The 20,631-nt window shown below is 61.6% G+C and carries 16 protein-coding genes and 2 tRNA genes; 6 read left to right on the forward strand and 12 right to left on the reverse strand.

Annotated elements, in window-relative coordinates; genetic code table 11:
* Positions 1-198 precede the first annotated feature (198 nt).
* Both AYM40_RS13885 and AYM40_RS13890 read left to right on the forward strand, forming a co-directional pair.
* Positions 199-1,998, forward strand: coding sequence for a methyl-accepting chemotaxis protein (locus AYM40_RS13885; RefSeq protein WP_063496720.1), 1,800 nt, complete (start codon positions 199-201; stop codon positions 1,996-1,998).
* A gap of 21 nt (positions 1,999-2,019) precedes the next feature.
* Positions 2,020-3,600, forward strand: coding sequence for a methyl-accepting chemotaxis protein (locus tag AYM40_RS13890; RefSeq protein WP_063496721.1), 1,581 nt, complete (start codon positions 2,020-2,022; stop codon positions 3,598-3,600).
* Positions 3,601-3,660: 60 nt separating this feature from the next.
* Here AYM40_RS13890 and AYM40_RS13895 read toward each other — a convergent pair whose 3' ends face one another.
* Both AYM40_RS13895 and AYM40_RS13900 read right to left on the reverse strand, forming a co-directional pair.
* A complete protein-coding gene (locus tag AYM40_RS13895) occupies positions 3,661-4,041 on the reverse strand; it encodes a DUF5594 family protein (RefSeq protein ID WP_063496722.1) in 381 nt (126 codons plus the stop codon).
* Between the two features lie 150 nt (positions 4,042-4,191).
* On the reverse strand, positions 4,192-5,100 hold the full coding sequence (locus tag AYM40_RS13900; protein WP_063496723.1) for a LysR family transcriptional regulator: 909 nt from the start codon (positions 5,098-5,100) through the stop codon (positions 4,192-4,194).
* 156 nt (positions 5,101-5,256) lie between these two features.
* Here AYM40_RS13900 and AYM40_RS13905 point away from each other — a divergent pair, with 156 nt between their 5' ends.
* The 4 genes from AYM40_RS13905 (at position 5,257) to AYM40_RS43395 (ending at position 12,067) form a co-directional block, all read left to right on the forward strand.
* A complete protein-coding gene (locus AYM40_RS13905) occupies positions 5,257-7,377 on the forward strand; it encodes a 3-hydroxyacyl-CoA dehydrogenase NAD-binding domain-containing protein (protein WP_063496724.1) in 2,121 nt (706 codons plus the stop codon).
* Between the two features lie 98 nt (positions 7,378-7,475).
* Positions 7,476-8,684, forward strand: coding sequence for an acyl-CoA dehydrogenase family protein (locus tag AYM40_RS13910; RefSeq protein ID WP_063496725.1), 1,209 nt, complete (start codon positions 7,476-7,478; stop codon positions 8,682-8,684).
* A 12-nt stretch (positions 8,685-8,696) separates the two neighbouring features.
* A complete protein-coding gene (locus AYM40_RS13915; RefSeq protein WP_063496726.1) occupies positions 8,697-9,827 on the forward strand; it encodes an acyl-CoA dehydrogenase family protein in 1,131 nt (376 codons plus the stop codon).
* 641 nt (positions 9,828-10,468) lie between these two features.
* Entirely contained in the window at positions 10,469-12,067 is a 1,599-nt protein-coding gene (locus AYM40_RS43395) for a methyl-accepting chemotaxis protein (RefSeq protein ID WP_063496727.1), read from the forward strand.
* A 61-nt stretch (positions 12,068-12,128) separates the two neighbouring features.
* Here the strand turns inward: AYM40_RS43395 and AYM40_RS13925 are convergent.
* The 10 genes from AYM40_RS13925 to AYM40_RS13970 all read right to left on the reverse strand — a co-directional run bounded on the left by AYM40_RS13925 (position 12,129) and on the right by AYM40_RS13970 (position 20,595).
* A tRNA-Pro gene (locus AYM40_RS13925) sits at positions 12,129-12,205 on the reverse strand.
* 63 nt (positions 12,206-12,268) lie between these two features.
* The gene (locus AYM40_RS13930; RefSeq protein WP_063496728.1) at positions 12,269-12,676 is read right to left on the reverse strand and encodes a MerR family transcriptional regulator; all 408 of its coding nucleotides are present in this window, start codon (positions 12,674-12,676) and stop codon (positions 12,269-12,271) included.
* A 46-nt stretch (positions 12,677-12,722) separates the two neighbouring features.
* Positions 12,723-13,133 (reverse strand): integration host factor subunit alpha, encoded by a 411-nt coding sequence (locus AYM40_RS13935; RefSeq protein WP_063496729.1) that lies wholly within the window; start codon positions 13,131-13,133, stop codon positions 12,723-12,725.
* 69 nt (positions 13,134-13,202) lie between these two features.
* The gene (pheT, locus tag AYM40_RS13940; protein ID WP_063496730.1) at positions 13,203-15,638 is read right to left on the reverse strand and encodes a phenylalanine--tRNA ligase subunit beta; all 2,436 of its coding nucleotides are present in this window, start codon (positions 15,636-15,638) and stop codon (positions 13,203-13,205) included.
* A gap of 142 nt (positions 15,639-15,780) precedes the next feature.
* Positions 15,781-16,794 carry a phenylalanine--tRNA ligase subunit alpha gene (pheS, locus tag AYM40_RS13945; protein ID WP_063496731.1) on the reverse strand — a complete coding sequence of 338 codons (1,014 nt, stop codon included), beginning with the start codon at positions 16,792-16,794 and terminating at the stop codon, positions 15,781-15,783.
* 157 nt (positions 16,795-16,951) lie between these two features.
* Positions 16,952-17,311 (reverse strand): 50S ribosomal protein L20, encoded by a 360-nt coding sequence (rplT, locus tag AYM40_RS13950; protein ID WP_006052502.1) that lies wholly within the window; start codon positions 17,309-17,311, stop codon positions 16,952-16,954.
* A gap of 29 nt (positions 17,312-17,340) precedes the next feature.
* Positions 17,341-17,538: a 50S ribosomal protein L35 gene (rpmI, locus tag AYM40_RS13955; protein ID WP_012433738.1), complete on the reverse strand. Its 198-nt coding sequence runs from the start codon at positions 17,536-17,538 to the stop codon at positions 17,341-17,343.
* A 247-nt stretch (positions 17,539-17,785) separates the two neighbouring features.
* Positions 17,786-18,310 (reverse strand): translation initiation factor IF-3, encoded by a 525-nt coding sequence (gene infC / locus AYM40_RS13960; protein ID WP_075643546.1) that lies wholly within the window; start codon positions 18,308-18,310, stop codon positions 17,786-17,788.
* A gap of 49 nt (positions 18,311-18,359) precedes the next feature.
* Positions 18,360-20,267, reverse strand: a complete 1,908-nt coding sequence (gene thrS / locus AYM40_RS13965; protein WP_063498014.1) for a threonine--tRNA ligase — start codon at positions 20,265-20,267, stop codon at positions 18,360-18,362.
* 251 nt (positions 20,268-20,518) lie between these two features.
* Positions 20,519-20,595 (reverse strand) — tRNA-Val (locus tag AYM40_RS13970).
* Between the last annotated feature and the right edge of the window lie 36 nt (positions 20,596-20,631).

The raw sequence follows: 20,631 nt of genomic DNA on the forward strand, positions 1-20,631 counted from the left end.
TTCGGCATCCATTGAAAACCCCGCATCGCGCGAAAAAATGTGTAGTATCGCGGCGCGCCGCCACAAGCGGCGTTGCCGGCCGCCGTCAGAAACTGAAAGCATTACCCGCTCAAGTCCCAACTGCCCACGCCGTATACCGCGTATGAGGCTCCCGCCTCACCGACTACGGCTCACTGCTTACTCCGAAAGACTCCCGACATGTTCTCCTCCATTCGCGCGCGCATCGTCGCCCTGTGCGTCGCCATCGTTGTGGTCGCGCTCGCTGCTAACGCGGTTCTCAACTATGCCGTCGCCAACTCGTATAACGCCGATGCCATCGAAAGCAGTTTGAACGCAGTCGAAAGCGGTCATGTAAACGGTATCGACGACTGGATCGCCGCCAATAGTCAGATGATTAACTCGTTGCAGGACGCGGTGCTGCAACCCGACCCGTACGCCGCGTTGAAGCAGATCGCCGCAGCCGGCAAGTTCACCAACGTGTACGTCGGCTACGCGGACAAGACCGCGAAGTTCTCCGACCCGACCGGCATTCCGCCCGACTACGATCCGACCGGCCGCCCCTGGTACAAGCAGGCCGCCGCAGCGGGCAAGCCGGTGGTGACACCGCCGTATGTGGATGTGGGCACGGGCAAGCTGGTGGTCGCGTTCGCCGCGCCCGTGGTGCGCGATGGCGTAGTGAAAGGCGTGGTGTCCGGCGACGTCGCGATGGACAGCGTGATTGCCAACGTCAAGGCGATTCATCCGACCCCCGCGAGCTTCGGCATGTTGATCGACGCGAGCGGCCATATCGTCGCGCACCCGGATGCGAAGCTGACCTTGAAGCCGGTGTCGGAGCTCGCCCCCGCTCTCACCAGCGACAAGCTGGCCGCGCTCTTCAGCGCCGAGCACCCTGTCGAAGTCGACCTGAACGGCAGCACGAAACTGCTGCGCGCCGAGGCTATCCCCGGCACCGATTGGTACGCAGTCGTCGCGCTCGACAAATCGGAAGCGACGGCGGGCATGCGATCGCTGTTGACCGCTTCGGTCATCGCCTTGCTCGTGATCGCCGCGATCGCTGCCGCCATCGTGGCCGCGGTCACCGCCGTGTCGTTCCAGCGCCTGTCGAAAGTACGCGATGCGATGGACGCGATCGGCTCGGGCGAAGGCGATCTGACACAGCGCCTGCCGGCCGCCGGCAACGACGAAGTCGCGCAGATCGCGCGCTCGTTCAATACCTTCATCGACAAACTCAGCCACGTGATGCGTCAGATTCGCGATACCAGCGAATCGGTGCGCGTGGCCGCGAATGAAATCGCCGCGGGCAACGTCGATCTGTCGGGCCGCACCGAATCCGCCGCGGCCAGCCTGCAACAGACCGCTGCGTCGATGGAGGAAATCACTTCGACGGTCACACAGTCGGCCAGCGCCGCGAAGCAGGCCGACGATAGCGCCGTGTCCGCGTCGCAGGTCGCTTCGCGCGGCGGCGTGGCAATCTCCGACGTGATCACGACGATGGGCGAGATCGAACAGGCGTCGGTGAAGATCTCCGACATCATCGGCGTGATCGACGGCATTGCGTTCCAGACCAACATCCTCGCGTTGAACGCGGCGGTTGAAGCGGCGCGCGCCGGCGAACAGGGCCGCGGCTTCGCGGTGGTGGCCGGCGAGGTGCGCAGCCTCGCGCAACGCAGCGCCCAGGCGGCGAAGGAAATCAAGGCGCTGATCGAAGCGACCGTGGCGAGCGTGACTTCCGGTTCGGGCCAGGTGCGCCAGGCCGGCGAGACGATGACGGAGATCGTCAGCAACGTCGCCAACGTGACGACCATCATTTCCGAAATCACCCAGGCCGCCAACGAGCAAACGCGTGGGATTCAGGAAGTCAACCGCGCGGTCAGCCAGCTCGACGAAATGGTTCAGCAAAACGCCGCACTGGTCGAGGAATCCACGGCGGCCGCCGCCGCGTTGCAAAGCCAGGCCGTGAGTCTTGCCAGTGCCGTCACGCAGTTCAAGCTGGACTAAAGTACGCCAAAGGAAATCGCAGTGACGTTTTATCGCAATCTGAAGATCGCTGTTAAGTTGGCGCTGCTCGGCGCGGTGCTGCTCGCCGCGACAATGGTGGTGGGCCTGGAAGGCTGGCACGCATTGTCGAACACGCATGCGTTGCAAATTCGGTCCGCGCAAACGCTCAGCCAGTATGCGCAGGCAGCCGACATCGCACGCGTCGCGCAGGTCGAATTCAAGAAGCAGGTGCAGGAATGGAAAGACCTGTTGCTGCGCGGCGCTGATCCGGCTGCGTTCGCCAAATACCGCGACGCCTTCAGCAAGGAGAGCGGTGCGACGCAGGCTGCCCTGCAGCGATTGAAAGATCAATTGAGTGCACTGGGCGCTAACGTTGACGGCGTCGACAAGGCGCTCGCCACGCACGCCTCGCTGCAAGACAGTTACCTCGACGCGCTCAAGCACTATGACGCGGCCGATCCGAATACGGCACACGTTGTCGACGGTCTGGTCAAAGGGATCGACCGCGCGCCGACCGCCGCGATCGACGGCATCGTCGCCGCGGTGATGCAGCAGGCGCAAGACTCCAACGTGCGCACGGGCGAGGCCGCAGAACGCGCGTACACGCTCGCCTGCGTGCTGCTTCTGTCGGTCGTGATCGGCTCGCTTGGCGTGGGCAGCTTCGCGATCTGGTTCCTGAGCCGCAGCATCACGTTGCCGGTCAGGCAGGCGGTGGGCGTCGCGCAAGCGGTTGCGGCAGGCGATCTGCGCACCGATGTCGCCGTGGTGAGCCGCGACGAAACCGGTCAGTTGCTGGCCGCACTCAACGAAATGAATCAGCGCTTGCGGCATTTCGTCGGCGAGATTCGTGAAGGCGCGAACACCATCTCTTCAGCAACGCAGGAAATCGCCGCGGGCAACCTCGATCTGTCGGCACGCACCGAACAACAGGCCGCGTCGCTCGAAGAAACCGCCGCGTCGATGCAGCATTTCACCGACTCGGTTCAGCGCAATGCCAGCAACGCACGCGAGGCCACCACGCTCGCGCAAACCGCTGCGCAAGCGGCACGCGACGGCGGCGTCGTGATGACCGACGCGGTGCGCACAATGGGCCAGATCCACGCGTCGTCCAGGCGTATCGTCGACATCATCGCGGTGGTCGAAGCGATCGCCGCGCAGACCAATATTCTGGCGCTCAATGCCGCCGTTGAAGCGGCGCGCGCCGGCACACAAGGGCGCGGTTTCGCGGTGGTCGCGAGCGAAGTGCGCAGCCTGGCCCAGCGCTCGGCCGACGCCGCGCGAGAGATCAAGACGCTGATTCGCGAGTCGGCTGCCACGATCGACGCCGGCACGCAGTTAATCAATCACGCGAGTCAGACGATGGACGGCGTGGTGCAAAGCGCGGGCAGCGTGACGCGCATCGTCGAGGCGATCGCGACGGCCAGCGTCGATCAGGCAGCGGGCATTGCGGAAGTGAACGATGCGGTCACGCAAATGGATCAGGTGACGCAGAGCAACGCGGCGTTGGTCGAGCAGGCGGCCGCGGCGGCCGATGCGGTGCAGAGCAAGGCATCGGGTCTGGTGCAAAGCGTGCGTTTCTTCCGGATTGGCGCGGCGGATTGATCGTGATCTTCTGCCGGATCGGCGTTGGGTGATTTTTTCGACGCCGCCTGGAACCGCCGCTTAAGATTCAAAATCGAGTCCGCCGATCAATGCCGTCGGCTCGGCTTGGGTGTGCGAGACAAAATCCAGTTCGCGCACTTGGCGCCAGGCTTCGAGCTTGCGCGGCAATGCGGCCAGATAGCCGGCGAAGCGCGCCTGCCCTTCCGCCCCCATCAGACGTTCGATCTCGTCGCTGTCCCAGGTGAGAAACAGATTCAACGGATGCGGGTAGTGGCCGAGGCCTTCGATCGGCGCTGCGTGGATCCGCACGCGAGTGGGGTGGCCGTGGCCGCCGTAAGGCAGCACTTCGGTGTGCACAGTGGTGCCGAAACAGGCGGCGAGCGCCTCGGCGATGCGAGGTGCAAACTGTTCATCGAAACGAGTGGCACTCTCTTGGCGCATCCAGGTCTCCGACGGGCTTCACAACGAGCGAAGCATCGTAGCATGTGGGGCTGGCCGCGGTCGCGGAAGGCGCGGCGTGTGCGGATTCCGTTCGGCAGGGTTCCGTGCGTCATGCGCACGTTCCTCAAAGGAAAACCGCTTGCTCGCAGCTCAAGCAGAGCCCCCTCTTCCACTTCCCCTCACCTGCTCCAGAATGAACTCGATAAAACTCGCCGCCGCGCGCGTGTGATGCCGATTCGGCATATAGAGCAGGTACATATTCGTACCGAAAATGCTTAAACGCCATTCATCGAGCGCCGTCACCACATCCCCACGACGCAAGTCGTCCTGCACCACGTAATCGGGCACCAGACCGACACCCAGGCCGGCCAGCACCGCCTGGCGCAAGAATAGAAAGTTCTCGGAAATAATCGTCGGTTCCAGCAGCACTTCGTGGCGCTCGTCGCGCAGATACGCCGCCACGCGCAACTGCTTGCCGACCACCGCCGCCGTAATCAACGGCGCCGTGCGCAGATCATCAAGCCGCACCGGCATGCCGCGGCTTTCGGCAAAATCCGGCGAAGCACAGGCAACATAGCGCACCGGCCCCATGTCGCGCGCGACGAGATTCTGCGGCGGCTCGGACATCACCCGCACCGCGATGTCGACCTCGTCGCGCATCAGATCCTCCACGCGATTCTCGAACATCACATCCAGCACGATGCCCGGATAAAGACGCTTGAATGCGATCAGCCAATCCGACATCACCAGTTGCCCATAGCCACTCGGCACACTCAATCGCACTCGCCCCTGCAAGCTCTGTCCGAGCGTGGTGACCGACTCGCGCGCGGCCAGCAGCGCGTTCTGGATCGTGCGGCCGTGCTCGTATAACTGCAGACCGATTTCGGTCGCCTCGACCCGGCGCGTGGTGCGCCTCACCAGTTGCAGCCCGATGGAGCGCTCCAGCTGGTTCAGGTGGTAGCTCACGTTCGCGCGGCTCATTTTCAGCCGCCGCGCGGCTTCGCTCAGGTTGCCCGCATCGAGGATATCGACCAGCAAGGTCAGCGAATTGACGTCCATGACACGGCCTTTGTCAAAATAGTTTTGACAGTCTGTCAACGGTCTATGTAATTGTCAACAAACCTTGACCAACCGACAATCGCAGAATTCGCCAGACCCGGTATGCCCCGATCTGCCTCGATCTGGCCCGGTAACCAACCGTCAGGAGACGACACGATGACCCTCACCTCTTCCGCCGACGTTGTGACGCGCGAATTGCGCGGCAAAGTCCTGCTAGTCACGATCGACCACGCGCCAGTCAACGCCTTGTCCGCCGACGTGCGGCGCGGCCTGCTCGCCGCCATTGAAGCCGCGGATGCCGACAAGGCCGTCGAGGCCGTGCTGATCGTCGGCGCCGGGCGCAACTTCATCGCAGGTGCGGACCTTCGCGAGTTCGGCAAGCCGCCGGTGCCGCCGTCGCTGCCGGATGTCTGCAACCGCATCGAAGCGTGTGCGAAGCCGGTGGTGGCCGCCATTCACGGCGCCGCGCTCGGCGGCGGCCTGGAAGTGGCCCTCGCGGCGCACTACCGCCTCGCCGTGAATGGCGCGAAGCTCGGTTTGCCCGAAGTGCAACTCGGCCTGCTGCCGGGCGCAGGCGGCACGCAGCGTGCGCCGCGCCTGATCGGCGCGCAGGCCGCCCTCGACCTGATCCTGAGCGGCCGCCATGCCAGCGCGAAAGAAGCGCTCGCGCTCGGCCTCGTCGACCGGCTCGGCAGCAGCGACGACATCCTCGCTGAAGGACTCGCCTATGTGCACGAACTGCTGGCCGCTCACGCGCCAGTGCGGCGCACGCGCGACGCCACTGCGCTAGGCGACCGCGCCGCGAGCCTCGCCGCCGTCACCACCGCACGCGCGGAAACGGCGAAGAAATCGCGCGGCCTGTTCTCCCCGCTCAAAATCGTCGATGCCGTGGAAGCCGCCGTCGAACAGCCTTTCGAAGACGGCCTGCGGCTCGAACGCAAACTGTTCCTGGAATGCATCGACAGCCCGCAGCGTGCCGGGCTGATTCACGCGTTCTTTGCCGAGCGCGAAGTGCTCAAGGCGCCGGAAACACGCGAGGAAAAACCACGCGCGCTGAACAGGATCGGCGTGGTGGGCGGCGGCCTGATGGGTGCGGGTATCGCCGTCGCGGTGCTCGACGCAGGCTTGCCGGTGACGATGATCGAACGCGACGACGCGTCGCTCGCGCGCGGCCGCGCGCACATCGAAAAGGTCTACGACGGTCTGATCGCCAAAGGCCGCATGAGTGCGGAGAAAAAAGCCGACGTGATGACGCGCTGGCAGGGCAGCACCTCGTACGACGCCCTCGCCGACGCCGATCTGGTGATCGAAGCGGTATTCGAGGACCTGGCGGTGAAAAAAGCCGTGTTCGCCGAACTCGATCGCGTCTGCCAGGCCGGCGCAGTGCTGGCCACCAACACGTCGTATCTTGACATCGACGCGATCGCGGCCAGCATTTCGCGCCCCGCGGACGTGATCGGCCTGCACTTCTTCTCCCCCGCCAACATCATGAAGCTGCTGGAAGTGGTGGTGCCGAAGCAGGTCAGCGCGGACGTGGTCGCCACCGCGTTCGAACTCGCGAAGAAACTGCGCAAGACGCCGGTGCGTGCCGGCGTGTGCGACGGCTTCATCGGCAATCGCGTGCTGGCGGTGTATCGCAGCGCGGCGGACGCGATGATGGAAGACGGCGCGTCACCCTATCAGATCGATTCGGCCGTGCGTGCGTTCGGCTTCCCAATGGGTCCGTTCCAGGTGGCCGATCTCGCGGGTGGCGACATTGGCTGGGCCACGCGCAAGCGGCGCGCGGCCACGCGGAACCCTCAGGCGCGCTATGTGCAGATCGCCGATCGGCTTTGCGAACGCGGCTGGTTCGGCCAGAAAACCGGTCGTGGATTTTATCTGTACCCCGAAGGTTCGCGCGCCGGCGTGCCGGACGCTGAGGTCGAGGCCATCATCGACGCCGAGCGCGAACGCGCCGGCATTACGCCACGCACGTTCACCGACGATGAAATCATGCGCCGCTATATGGCCGCGATGATCAACGAAGGGGCCAACGTCGTGCATGAAGGCATCGCACTGCGGCCGCTCGATGTCGACGTAACCTTCCTCTATGGCTACGGCTTTCCGCGTCACCGCGGCGGTCCGATGAAATACGCCGATACGGTAGGCCTCGCCACGGTTCTCGCGGACATCCGCGAGTTCGCCAAAGAAGATCCGCTGTTCTGGCAAGCGTCGCCGCTGCTGGTCGAACTGGTGGAGCGCGGCGCCGATTTCGCGAGCCTCAACCAGTCGGCTTGAGACGGCACGTCATTTGGAACATGCCCGACCGGTGGCGGCCTGATCGCCCCCGGTCCGCCGGTCCGCCGGTCCGATAAATATCGAGGAAAGAACCCGCTATGAATCTGAACTTCACACCTGAAGAAGAGGCATTTCGCACCGACGTGCAGCGCTTTTTGCGCGACAAGATCCCGCAGCGTCTCGCCGGCAAGGTCCATGGCGGCCGCCGCCTCACGCGCGACGACATGGCCGAGTGGCAAGCGATACTCAACGCGCAAGGCTGGCTCGCCAATCATTGGCCGAAGGAGTACGGCGGCCCGGGCTGGAACGCCGTGCAGAAATTTATCTTCGAGAATGAATGCGCATTGGCAGGCGCACCGCGTATCGTGCCGTTCGGCGTCAACATGCTCGGCCCGGTGTTGATCAAATACGGCAACGAGGCGCAAAAACGCCACTGGTTGCCGCGCATTCTCGACGGCTCGGACTGGTGGTGCCAAGGCTACTCGGAACCGGGCGCGGGCTCGGACCTCGCCTCGGTCAAGACCACCGCGGTACGCGGCAGCGACGCGCAAGGCGAGCACTACGTCGTCAACGGCCAGAAGACCTGGACCACGCTCGGCCACTACGCGAACATGATCTTCTGCCTCGTGCGCACCGCCACCGACGTGCGCAAGCAGGAAGGCATCAGTTTCCTACTGATCGACATGAATACGCCAGGCGTCGACGTGCGCCCGATCATCACGCTCGATGGCGAGCACGAAGTCAACGAAGTGTTCTTCACGGACGTACGCGTGCCCGTCGAGAACCTCGTCGGCGAAGAGAACAAGGGCTGGACCTACGCCAAATACCTGCTCACGTATGAGCGTACCAATATCGCGGGCGTCGGCTTCTCGGTGGCCGCTTTCAATCGGCTGCGCAAGATCGCCGCGAAACAGCAGCGCAACGGCCGGCCACTGGCGGATGATCCGTCGTTTGCCGCACGCATGGCGCGCGTCGAGATCGATCTGGAGAACATGAAGACCACCAACCTGCGCGTGATCGCGGCGGTGGCCGGCGGCGGCGTACCGGGCGCCGAGAGTTCGATGCTGAAAATTCGCGGCACTGAGATCCGCCAGGAAATCTCCTCGCTCACACGCCGCGCGATGGGACCGTATGCGCAGCCGTTCGTCGAGGAAGCCTTGCACGATGGCTTCGAGGGCACACCAGTCGGCCCCGACGAAGCCGCGAGCGCTGCCGCGCTTTACTTCAACAACCGCAAGCTGTCGATCTTCGGCGGCTCCAATGAAATCCAGAAGAACATCATTTCCAAAATGATCCTGGGACTGTAAGGGGCACACGCCATGAATTTCCAGCACACCGAAGATCGCCGCATGCTGGCGGATACGCTCAACCGTTTTGTCACTGAGCAATACGGCTTCGAAACGCGCGACCGGATCGCGTGCTCGCCTGAGGGCTTCAGCGCCGACCAGTGGAATCGTTTCGCGGAACTCGGCATTATCGGCGCCTTGTTCGATGAAGCCGAGGGTGGCTTTGGCGGCGGCGGCTTCGATATCGCTGTCGTCTTCGAGAGTCTGGGCCGCGGCCTCGTGGTCGAGCCGTTTCTCGATACGCTAATCGTCGGTCAGGCGATCGCGCGTGGCGGCAATGAAACGCAAAAGACCGCGCTTGGCGATTTGATCGACGGATCCCGGCTCGTTGCGCTTGCGCATGGCGAGCCGGACGGCCACTACGAACTATCGCGCGTGACGACGCGTGCAGAACGCAACGGCAACGCGTGGAAGCTGAATGGCGCGAAAGCGGTCGTTCAGCAGGGCGAGAACGCGTCTCTCTTTCTCGTCTCCGCGCGCACGGACGGCGCCGACGATGACGAAGCCGGCATCGCGCTCTTTCTCGTCCCTCGCGACGCCGCCGGTGTCAACGTGCGCGGCTATCGCAAGATCGACGGCGGCCGCGCGGCCGAGGTCGCGTTCGACAACGTCACGCTGGGCGACGACGCATTGCTCGGCACACCCGGCGAAGGTTTTGCGACGCTCGAATACGCGATCAGTTGCGGCGTGCTTGCCTTGTGCTCCGAAGCGGTCGGCGCGATGGATGTCGCTAAGGACTACACGCTTGAGTACCTGCGTACACGCAAACAGTTTGGCATGCCGATCGGCAGCTTCCAGGCGTTGCAGCACCGGATGGCGGATCTGCTGCTCGAGATCGAGCAGGCGCGATCGGCGGTGATCAACGCTGCGGCGGCGCTTGGGGCTGAGCGCACCGTGCGGGAACGGGCGGTTTCGGCGGCGAAGTACAGTATCGGCCGGATCGGGGCGCTAGTCGCCGAGGAATGTATTCAGCTGCATGGCGGTATCGGCATGACGTGGGAGTTGCCGTTGGCTCACTATGCGAAGCGCCTCGTGATGATCGACCATCAACTGGGCGACGAGGATCATCACCTCGAGCGGTATATCGCGCTCGGGAGGGGTTGAGCGCTGGATTCAAGGCCGTGGATCTGATTGCCGGGTTGTGGGGAAACACGTCGCGTACCCGCTTAGCCGCAGCCGCTCTTTCGCCGCCCAGGCGGTCCCAACGAACTCCAGATCCACGGTACAAGATCCCCTTTCGCCGTGCCAGAAGACGCGGGAAGTCCAGCGTTGCCTGAAAATCACGTGCCCGCAGCCATAGCGCGCATGCGGGGTCGCTGCTTTAGAGCAAGGAGTACGTAGACGCGCGATATGCAGATTCACGCCTTGGGTGCCACCCGTACGTTCATTTTTCTCGTCGGTCGTTGAACGATGCGGTCTGCCATGACGTTAGTGCAAAGCGCAGCGATGGAACATACCTGGAAATGAGTATCTCCACGTCGCTCTCGACCCCGTTCGATATACGGTTTGCAAATCATACGAAGATTCGGCGCGGCGTGCATCGGACTAAAGTCCCATGCCGAAGATATCAATCGCGCCAGGTTAAACCCGTATCGCCCGAATTTACGTGCTGCAAACGCCAAAAAAATAGTTTTTTCCGCTACTGAGAGTGCACTAGCATTGCCGGCACAAACAATAAACCGGCCAGCGCGCGCATTCAAATACGTCAATCGGCGCGCAGCCCATCGACCAGAAAAAGAACTGCCATGGCCCAAATTAAAGTCTCCGCGCGACTGGCGCTTGGTTTCGGCACCGTACTCCTATTGCTCACGGCCATTTCCGCTATGGGGATGAGCGGCGTAGCCAGTATCCGCGGCAAACTCGACGACATCGTCAAAGTCCACGACGCCGAGACGGCACTTGCTACGAACCTGCGTGGCGCGGTCAGCGGCATCGCCATTGCGATCCGCAACGTGGCTTTGTTGACGGACGAGAAAGACGTCGCGAACGAACAGGCGTCCATTGCCAGGCAAGAAGCGGTTTATACAGAGAACTATCAGGCGCTTGGGCGCCTGTTCAACGCGTCGTCCCTGACGACCGACGACGAGCGCCGGCTATTCGCCATGCTAAGGCAGGAAGAAGCCGCAACCTTGCCGCTCGTCGAAAAGGAAGCACGGAGTTGGGCACTGTCGACCGATCAGGACGCGGCAGTGAAGGTCCTCGTGAGCGAAGTGCGTCCGAAACAGGTCGTCTGGCTGACCACCCTCGACGAACTGCTTACGCTGGAACAAACCCGCAGTCGGGCCGCAGCGAATGGCGCCGCTTCCACCTACGCGACCTTGCAGGCGGTCACCGCCGCCTCGGTGGCAACCGCGCTGCTGATCGGCTTGACGGCGGCGTTTCTGATTACGCGCGGCATACTCAGGCAGCTTGGTGCGGAGCCCGCCGAGGCACAGCGCATGGCACGGGAGATCGCCGCCGGCAATCTTGCGGTGGCAGTCAAGCTGAACAAAGGCGACACACATAGCCTGATGGCCTCGCTCGAAACGATGCGCGTGCAACTGACATCCATCGTCACGCAAATCAAGACTTCAGCAGAGTCGATCGCAGTGCGTGCCGACGAGACGGCCGAAGGCAACGCCGATCTTTCGCAACGTACCGAGCAGCAAGCCGCCTCGCTGCAACAGACGGCTGCCAGCATGGCGGAATTGACCTCCACGGTCAGGCAGAACAGCGAGGACGCCACGCAAGCTAGCGCGATTGCAAACATGGCTTCCGACACTGCCGTCCAGGGTGGCCAAGTGGTCGAACGCGTCGTCACGACCATGAAGGACATCTCCACGAGTTCGTCGAAAGTCGGGCAGATCATCAGCGTGATCGAAGGCATCGCGTTCCAGACGAACATCCTTGCGCTGAACGCCGCCGTCGAAGCGGCCCGCGCTGGTGCTCAGGGACGCGGATTTGCGGTGGTCGCGAGCGAGGTGCGCACGCTGGCTCAGCGTAGCGCGGGAGCGGCCAAGGAAATCAAGACATTGATCGAGCAGTCGGCCGGGCACGTCGTAGCCGGCGCCCACCTCGTTGCCGAGGCAGGCGCGACGATTGACCAGGTCATGCGATCGGTGCATCAGCTCACCGGCATCATGGGCAAGATCGCGCACGCATCGACCGCGCAAACGACGGGCATCGAGCAGGTCAACCACGCCGTTTCCGAAATGGATAAGGTCACTCAGCAAAATGCGGCACTTGTCGAACAGGTTTCCACCGCAGCGCGATCCATGGCCAGCCGGGCAAGCGGTCTGCGCGATTCAGTGGCGGTCTTCAGAATCGGCGATATGCAGGAAGCGGACGCGGCCGTGCATGATTAGGATACGGACGCAGAAATAGAAAAAGGCCTCACAAGCATTGCTTGTAAGGCCTTGATTTCTTTGGTCGGGGCGAGAGGATTTGAACCTCCGACCACCTGCACCCCATGCAGGTACGCTACCAGGCTGCGCTACGCCCCGAACAGCTAAAAATTATAACAGACACTTCAAGCGATTAGAACCGCTCTACGCTAACAAAACAAACTAGTGGCCCAACAGATCGATCACGTACAGTAATTCCTTGCGCAACTGCTCCACATCGACCGTAGCCGTCGCCGCTGCCGGCGCCACTGCGCCCTCGCCTTCCTCGACCACGTCAGCCGGCGCACCGTGCGCGCCACCGCCAGGCGAATCAAGCCGATTGCGCGCACCGTTGATCGTGAAGCCCTGTTCGTACAGCAACTCTCGAATCCGCCGGATCAACAGCACCTCATGATGCTGGTAGTACCGGCGATTGCCACGCCGTTTGACCGGCCTCAACTGCGTGAACTCCTGTTCCCAATAGCGCAGCACATGCGGTTTCACGCCGCATAGTTCGCTGACCTCACCAATCGTGAAGTAGCGCTTCGCCGGAATCGGAGGCAAGACGACTTTTTCGATCGTCGCTGTCATCGTCAGTTAGCCGTCGTGGTGGGTTGCGCAGGAACGCGCCAGTCAATCAGCGCGCGAAGCTCGCTTCAGCGCCGTTCTCGACCAGCGCTTTCAGCTTTTGACTTGCATGGAACGTCACAACACGGCGCGCGGCAATCGGAATCGCCTCGCCGGTCTTCGGGTTTCTGCCGGGACGCTGCGGTTTGTCGCGCAACTGGAAGTTGCCGAACCCCGACAGCTTCACGCTATCGCCACTCTCCAGCGCGTCGCGGATCACCTCGAAGAACGCTTCGACCATGTCTTTCGCTTCCCGCTTGTTGAGCCCGACATTGTCGAACAGCAACTCGGCAAGTTCAGCTTTGGTCAGCGTCGGCGTTTCGGTGGAAACGGCCGCGGGTGATGTCGGAATTTCGCGAATCATGGCGCTGCGTTGCGCCGTAAGAAGGGCTTCGAAATCACTCGAGTTCATTTCATTCATATCTATCAAATGGCGCGCCAAGCAGAAACGGAAGTTGCGGGAAAATGCCGTGCAAATGTTAAGTGCGGGTTATCCACGCAACCGTGCGCCATATACTCGAGCCAGACGTTCCACCAGAGTTTGAATGGCCAAATCGACCGTTTCATCCTGAAGGGTCCCGCCAGTATCTTGCAAGGTCACACGGAACGCAAGGCTTTTCTCGTGAGCAGCCAGACCGCCGGAAGTGTTTGATTTTGGACGGAATTCGTCAAAAAGCGCAACCTTCTGGACGGTCTTGCAGGCCGCTTCGGACTGAGCCTTCTGGAGCTCGTCCAGCAGCGCCTGCACCTCGATTTTCTGATCGACGACCACCGCAATATCGCGACGCACCGGCGGGAATTTAGACACGTCCGCCGGAGTCGGCAATACGCGCTGCATTAATGCTTCCGCTTCGATTTCAAACAGAATCGGCGCATGCGGTAAATCATATTTTTGCATCCAGCGCGGATGCAATTCGCCAATCCAGCCCACTGCCCGGCCATTCAGTTCAATACTCGCGCTGCGGCCCGGATGCAATGCCGGATGCTCCGCCTTCACAAAGCGCGCCACGGCTGGCGCGAGCACGGCTTCCAGATCGCCCTTCACGTCGAAGTAGTCGACCGCGCGCGTTTGCGCGCCCCATTGCTCTTCGAACGCGGGACCATACGCAAGGCCACCGATCATTTTCGGCTGTGCGAAACCTTCGACCGTCAGCTCGCCTGCCTTGATCGACGGATCGTGCAGAAACACGCGGCCCGCTTCGAACACGCGCACACGATCGGCCGCGCGACGGTTCAGGTTCGTGCGCAACACGTTGATCAGGCTGCCGAACAGCGTGGTACGCATGACCGACAACTGGCTCGCAATCGGATTCAGCAGACGTACCGGCTTGTCGTTGCCGGCGAAGTCCTGCTCCCACTCGGTGTCCACAAAACTGAAGTTGACCGTTTCCGCGTAATCGCGCGCGGCGAGTGCGTGACGGATGACGTGAATCGAGCGCTGCGTTTCGTTGGTCGGCAGCATTTCGCTGGTCGCGACCGGCGGACGCGCGGGGATCTTTTCGAAGCCGTAGATACGCGCGACTTCTTCGATCAGGTCTTCTTCGATTTCGATATCGAAGCGGTACGACGGCGGCATCACCGCGAACGTATCGCCGTCGCGTTCGAACTCGAGGCCGAGGCGCGTGAAGATCTGCGCGATTTCGTCCGCATCGATCTTGACGCCGATGATACGGTTCGCACGCGAGACCCGCATCTTCACCGGCTCACGCTTCGGCACGTTGACGATCTGATCGTCGACCGGGCCGGCTTCGCCGCCGCAGATATCGAGGATCAATTGCGTGATGCGTTCGATGTGTTCGACGGTGGTCGCGTAATCGACGCCACGTTCGAAGCGATGCCCCGCATCGGTCGAGAAGTTGTACTTGCGCGAGCGGCCACGAATGCTATCCGGCCACCAGAACGCGGCTTCGAGATAGATGTTGGTAGTGTCGAGCGTGACGGCCGTGCTGTCGCCGCCCATGATGCCGGCGAGGCTTTCGATGTGCTGTTCATCGGCGATCACGCCGACGGTTTCATCGAGTTCGACGGTGTTGCCGTTCAACAGCTTGAGCGTTTCGCCCTTGCGGCCCCAACGCACGTCCATGCCGCCGTGGATCTTGTCCAGATCGAACACGTGCGACGGCCGGCCCAGTTCGAGCATCACATAGTTCGAGATATCGACGAGCGCGGAAATGCTGCGCTGACCCGAACGCTCGAGACGCTGCACCATCCATTGCGGCGACTTCGCGCGCGCATTCACACCGCGAATCACGCGGCCCGAAAAACGGCCGCACAGATCGGGCGCCGAGATTTTGACGGGCAACGTTTCGTTCAACTTGACTTCGACCGGCTTGATCTCGAGCGGACGCAACGGTGCGCCAGTGATGGCCGACGTTTCGCGCGCCACGCCGAACACCGACAGGCAGTCCGCCTTGTTCGGCGTCAGCTTGATTTCGAAAACCGTGTCGTCGAGATTGAGCGTTTCGCGGATGTCCTGGCCGATCGGCGTATCTTCCGGCAGGATCATCAGGCCGCTATGATCTTCCGAGAGCTTCAGTTCGCGTGCCGAGCACAGCATGCCTTGACTTTCCACGCCACGCAGCTTCGAAAGTTTGATTGCGAACGGCGTGCCGCCCTCTTCGGCCGGCGGCAGTTGCGCGCCGACCAGCGCGACCGGCACCTTGATGCCCGGCGCGACATTCGGCGCACCGCACACGATGTTCAGCGTCGCGCCCGTGCCGGCGTCGACCTGACACACGTTGAGCTTGTCCGCGTCCGGGTGCTTGACGACTTCCAGCACCTGGCCGACGACGATCTTCGAAGTCGGCGGCGCGGCCGGCCGCAGGTCTTCGACTTCGAGACCCGCCATCGTCAACGCGTGCGACAGCTCATCGGTCGTCAGTTGCGGGTCGACAAAGGTTCTCAGCCAGGATTCCGGGAATTGCATGGTTCTGTGTACGTTCTGATCAGGTTAGGTCCACGTCCGGCAGGCGGCCCGTTGATTCACTGGGCACTGCCGGGGACGCTGCGGGCGGCACGCACTGCGTGCAATGCCGCGCTCTATGCTTGTCGCGTTCGTACGCGCCGGTTCAGGCGAATTGACGCAGGAAACGCAGGTCGTTTTCGAAGAACAGACGCAGGTCTTGCACGCCGTAACGCAACATCGTGAGCCGCTCGAGGCCGCTGCCGAAAGCAAAGCCGATGTAACGCTCGGGGTCGAGGCCCATGTTGCGGATCACTGTGGGGTGAACCTGGCCGGAACCCGAAATTTCGAGCCACTTGCCGGCGTTCTTGCCCGTTTCGAACAACATATCGATTTCAGCCGACGGTTCGGTGAACGGAAAGTACGACGGACGGAAGCGCACCTGAATATCGTCGCGCTCGAAGAATTTCTTGAGGAAGTCGGAGTAGACGCCCTTCAGGTCCGCAAAGCTGATGTTCTCGTCGATCCACAGGCCTTCGACCTGGTTGAACATCGGCGAATGCGTTGCATCGCTGTCCACGCGATACGTGCGGCCCGGCACGATCACCTTGATGGGCGGCGTGTTGGTACGGGCATAACGCACCTGCATCGGACTGGTGTGCGTGCGCAGCAGCAGCTGGCGGCCGTCGGCATCTTTGCCGTCGACGTAGAAGGTGTCCTGCATCGAACGCGCCGGATGGTTTTCCGGACTGTTCAGCGAGGTAAAGTTGTACCAGTCGGTTTCGATCTCGGGGCCGTCGGCCACGTCGAATCCGATCGACCGGAAAATCTGTTCGACGCGCTCCCATGTGCGCATCACCGGGTGCAGGCTGCCTGCACCGGTGCCGCGGCCAGGCAGCGTGACGTCGATGGCTTCAGCGTCAAGGCGCTGGTTCAGCAACGCGTCGGCCAGCGCCTGACGGCGGGCCGTCAACGCGGCTTCCACTTGTTGCTTGACGAGGTTGATCCGTGCGCCTTCGGTCTTGCGCGTTTCGGGATCGAGTTTGCCAAGGCCCTTCAATAGCTCGGTCAGCGCACCCGATTTACCGAGAAAGCGGGCTTTCTCGTTCTCGAGGGTGGTGACGTCGGAGGCTTCTGCGAAGGCTTTTTGCGCGTCGGCGACAATCTGGTCCAGATCCATTGATCCCATCATTTCAACGTCAGTGTTCAATCATTGCAAAACTGGTTCTACCAACAAAAACGGGGCTCGGTGAGGAGCCCCGTTTTTGTTGCAGCGGCACCGAGACTACCGGATGTTCGCTGCAACGAACCACGCAGTTTAATTGCCCAAAGCGCAATCAGGCTGCAACGGCGGCTTTCACCTGCTGAACGATCGCAGCAAAAGCAGCCTTGTCGAACACAGCCATGTCGGCCAGCACCTTGCGGTCGAGTTCGATCGAAGCCTTCTTCAGGCCGTTGATGAACACGCTGTACGTCATGTCGTGCTGACGCACCGCCGCGTTGATACGCGTGATCCACAATGCACGGAACACACGCTTCTTGTTGCGGCGATCGCGGTAGGCGTATTGGCCTGCGCGCATGACCGCCTGCTTGGCGATGCGATAGACGTTATTGCGACGGCCGCGGTAACCCTTGGCCAGCTTGATAATCTTCTTGTGACGGGCCCGTGCGGTAACCCCACGTTTTACTCGAGGCATATCTTGCTCCTATGAGTGTCGGTTAAGGGTTAAGCGAACGGCAGCATTGCGCGCACGGAGTTCATATCTGCATCATGAACTGCCGTCGAGCCGCGCAAATGGCGTTTGTTCTTGGTGGTCTTCTTGGTAAGAATGTGGCGCTTGAAGGCTTGACCGCGCTTGACGGTACCGCCCGGACGCACCACGAAGCGCTTTGCAGCACTCTTCTTGGTCTTCATCTTCGGCATGACAACTCCATTATTAGATGGATATGGGTGTGCGGTCGGCCAGATGGCCATTACCCGCCCTTCGAAACCCATTCCACTTGGTATGCAGACCGCCGATACCTCCGGCAGCCGCTTTTCAGAACGCGGCACCAATTTGCATAGGCACCGATCCGAAACCTGCCGATACCGCGCCGGACCCCGGCACAGCATCGCTTCAATCTTTGGCAATCGGAGCGCGCACCACATGGCGCGCCGCCGCTCCAATCGCTTACTTCTTTTTCTTCGGTGCGAGCACCATGATCATCTGGCGCCCTTCCATTTTCGGCATCTGCTCGACCTGACCGACTTCGTCGAGGTCCGTGCGCAGGCGCTCGAGCATGCGCATACCGATTTCCTGGTGAGCCATTTCGCGGCCACGGAAACGCAACGTGATTTTCGTCTTGTCGCCGTCGTCGAGGAAGCGGATGAGGTTGCGCAGCTTGACGTTGTAATCGCCGTCATCGGTGCCCGGGCGGAATTTGACTTCCTTGACCTGGACGACCTTCTGCTTGAGCTTGGCCTCGTGCTGCTTCTTCGCTTCCGAGTACTTGAACTTGCCGTAGTCCATCAATCGGCAAACCGGCGGAACCGCTTGCGGAGCGATTTCGACCAGATCCACGTCTTGCTGTTCCGACATGCGGAACGCATCAGCGAGTTTCACGATGCCGAGCGGTTCGTTCTCGACGCCGACCAGGCGCACCTCAGGTGCTGTAATCTCACCGTTGATGCGGTGCGCAGACTTATCAGTAGCGATGTTACGTTTCCTCTAAAAATTAAAAAAACGAGCCGGGCTGCCAAGTGGCTCAGTTGAACGACTGCACGTCCTGGCGCAGACGCTCAATGAAGGTATCGAGAGGCATCACGCCCAGATCGACACCACCACGGGCACGCACGGCTACCGTTTGGGCTTCACGCTCTTTGTCGCCGACCACAAGCAGGTACGGCACCTTTTCCAGCGTGTGCTCGCGTATTTTATAGCTAATCTTCTCGTTGCGCAAATCGGCCTCCACTCTAACCCCTTGTTTTTGCAACGATTGGGCTAGAGACTGCGCATATTCGGCCTGACTTTCCGCGATATTCATCACCACAACCTGCATCGGCGCGAGCCACGACGGCATTGCACCAGCATGGTGCTCGATCAGAATACCGAGAAAGCGCTCCATTGATCCGACGATTGCCCGGTGCAGCATGATCGGGCGGCGACGGCTATTGTCTTCGGCGACGTATTCGGCGCCCAGGCGCTCCGGCAGCACCATATCGAGCTGCAACGTGCCGCACTGCCACGAGCGGCCGAGCGCGTCCTTGATGTGGTACTCGACCTTCGGGCCGTAAAACGCGCCCTCGCCCGGCAATTCCTCCCACGTCACGCCGCACGCCGTCAGCGCCTCGCGCAGGCCCTGCTCCGCACGATCCCATGTCTCGTCCGTGCCGGCGCGCGCATCCGGGCGCAGCGACAGCTTGATCTCGACATTGTCGAAGCCGAAATCCTTGTAGACGCTCATTGCCAGCGTGTTGAACGCGATCGATTCGCTGATGAACTGGTCTTCGGTACAGAAAATGTGCGCGTCATCCTGCACGAAACCGCGCACGCGCATCAGACCGTGCAGCGCGCCCGACGATTCATTGCGATGGCACGAGCCGAATTCCGCGTACCGCAGCGGCAGATCGCGATACGAGCGCAGACCGTGGTTGAACACCTGCACGTGACCCGGGCAGTTCATCGGCTTGATCGCGTAGTCGCGCTTTTCCGACTCGGTCGTGAACATGTTTTCACGATAGTTCTGCCAGTGACCAGACGCCTCCCACAGCGAACGGTCCATGATCATCGGCGTCTTGATTTCAAGGTAGCCGGCATTGTTCACGCGGCGGCGCATGTACTGCTCGACTTGCTGCCACAGCGTCCAGCCACGCGGATGCCAGAACACCATGCCCGGCGACTCGTCCTGCATGTGGAACAAATCGAGTTGCTTGCCGAGCTTGCGGTGATCGCGCTTTTCCGCCTCTTCGAGCATATGCAGATACGCGTCCTGGTCTTCCTTCTTCGTCCAGGCCGTACCGTAGATGCGCTGCAACTGCTCGTTCTTCGAATCGCCGCGCCAATAGGCCCCAGCGAGCTTCATCAGCTTGAAGACTTTCAGCTTGCCGGTGGACGGCACGTGCGGGCCACGGCACAGATCCGTGAAGCCGCCATGCGAGTAAAGCTTGATTTCGTCGCTAGCCGGAATCGATTCGATGATCTCGGCCTTGTACTTTTCGCCGATGCTCTTGAAGTAGTCCACGGCTTCGTCGCGCGACACCACGCGGCGCGAGACCGGCTCGTCTTTCTTCGCGAGCTCCTGCATGCGCTTTTCGATCTTCTCGAGATCTTCTGGCGTGAAGGGGCGGTTGTAGGCGAAGTCGTAGTAGAAGCCGTTGTCAATCACCGGACCGATCGTGACTTGCGCCTCCGGATACAGATCTTTCACCGCGTACGCAAGCAAGTGCGCCGCGGAATGGCGAATGATATCGAGGCCGTCTGCGTCTTTCTCGGTGACGATGGCAAGCGCCACGTCGCGATCGATCAGCGTGGACGTGTCGACGAGTTCACCGTCGATCTTGCCGCCGAGCGCGGCCTTCGCGAGGCCAGGGCCAATCGAGGCGGCCACTTCGGCGACGGTCACCGGATGCTCGTACTGTCGAACAGAACCGTCAGGCAGACGTATCGAAACCATTGCGTTCTCCGTGGTGCCGACCGGCGGCGGCACATACAACCAGGTCAAAAAACCAAAAAAAATGCGGCCCCGCTTTCGAGGGGCCGCATTCACATTTCCTGCTAACTACAGTGGCGAAAGTGGTCCTCGACTAGCGTCGCTCCGAAGTAGTTTCGGTCAACGTTCGCGGTGCCATAACCGTATTTGCCTTTTGCGCCGAAGCGCTTACTGCAGCTTGCGAAACCCCGGCAAAACCGGAATTTCTCTTTCGTTGGTAGGCTCGATTGGACTCGAACCAACGACCCCCACCATGTCAAGGTGGTGCTCTAACCAGCTGAGCTACGAGCCTGAAGAAACGAGATTATATGGAGCCCCACACCGCTTG

It is taken from the genome of Paraburkholderia phytofirmans OLGA172 (assembly GCF_001634365.1).
Lineage (GTDB): Bacteria > Pseudomonadota > Gammaproteobacteria > Burkholderiales > Burkholderiaceae > Paraburkholderia.

Bases quoted from the DNA above. Each gene is read 5' to 3' on its own strand.
- AYM40_RS13885 (WP_063496720.1), top strand. From the start codon at position 199: ATGTTCTCCTCCATTCGCGCGCGCATCGTCGCCCTGTGCGTCGCCATC.
- AYM40_RS13895 (WP_063496722.1), bottom strand. From the start codon at position 4,041: ATGCGCCAAGAGAGTGCCACTCGTTTCGATGAACAGTTTGCACCTCGC.
- AYM40_RS13900 (WP_063496723.1), bottom strand. From the start codon at position 5,100: ATGGACGTCAATTCGCTGACCTTGCTGGTCGATATCCTCGATGCGGGC.
- AYM40_RS13905 (WP_063496724.1), top strand. From the start codon at position 5,257: ATGACCCTCACCTCTTCCGCCGACGTTGTGACGCGCGAATTGCGCGGC.
- AYM40_RS13910 (WP_063496725.1), top strand. From the start codon at position 7,476: ATGAATCTGAACTTCACACCTGAAGAAGAGGCATTTCGCACCGACGTG.
- AYM40_RS13915 (WP_063496726.1), top strand. From the start codon at position 8,697: ATGAATTTCCAGCACACCGAAGATCGCCGCATGCTGGCGGATACGCTC.
- AYM40_RS43395 (WP_063496727.1), top strand. From the start codon at position 10,469: ATGGCCCAAATTAAAGTCTCCGCGCGACTGGCGCTTGGTTTCGGCACC.
- AYM40_RS13930 (WP_063496728.1), bottom strand. From the start codon at position 12,676: ATGACAGCGACGATCGAAAAAGTCGTCTTGCCTCCGATTCCGGCGAAG.
- AYM40_RS13935 (WP_063496729.1), bottom strand. From the start codon at position 13,133: ATGAATGAAATGAACTCGAGTGATTTCGAAGCCCTTCTTACGGCGCAA.
- pheT (WP_063496730.1), bottom strand. From the start codon at position 15,638: ATGCAATTCCCGGAATCCTGGCTGAGAACCTTTGTCGACCCGCAACTG.
- pheS (WP_063496731.1), bottom strand. From the start codon at position 16,794: ATGGATCTGGACCAGATTGTCGCCGACGCGCAAAAAGCCTTCGCAGAA.
- rplT (WP_006052502.1), bottom strand. From the start codon at position 17,311: ATGCCTCGAGTAAAACGTGGGGTTACCGCACGGGCCCGTCACAAGAAG.
- rpmI (WP_012433738.1), bottom strand. From the start codon at position 17,538: ATGCCGAAGATGAAGACCAAGAAGAGTGCTGCAAAGCGCTTCGTGGTG.
- thrS (WP_063498014.1), bottom strand. From the start codon at position 20,267: ATGGTTTCGATACGTCTGCCTGACGGTTCTGTTCGACAGTACGAGCAT.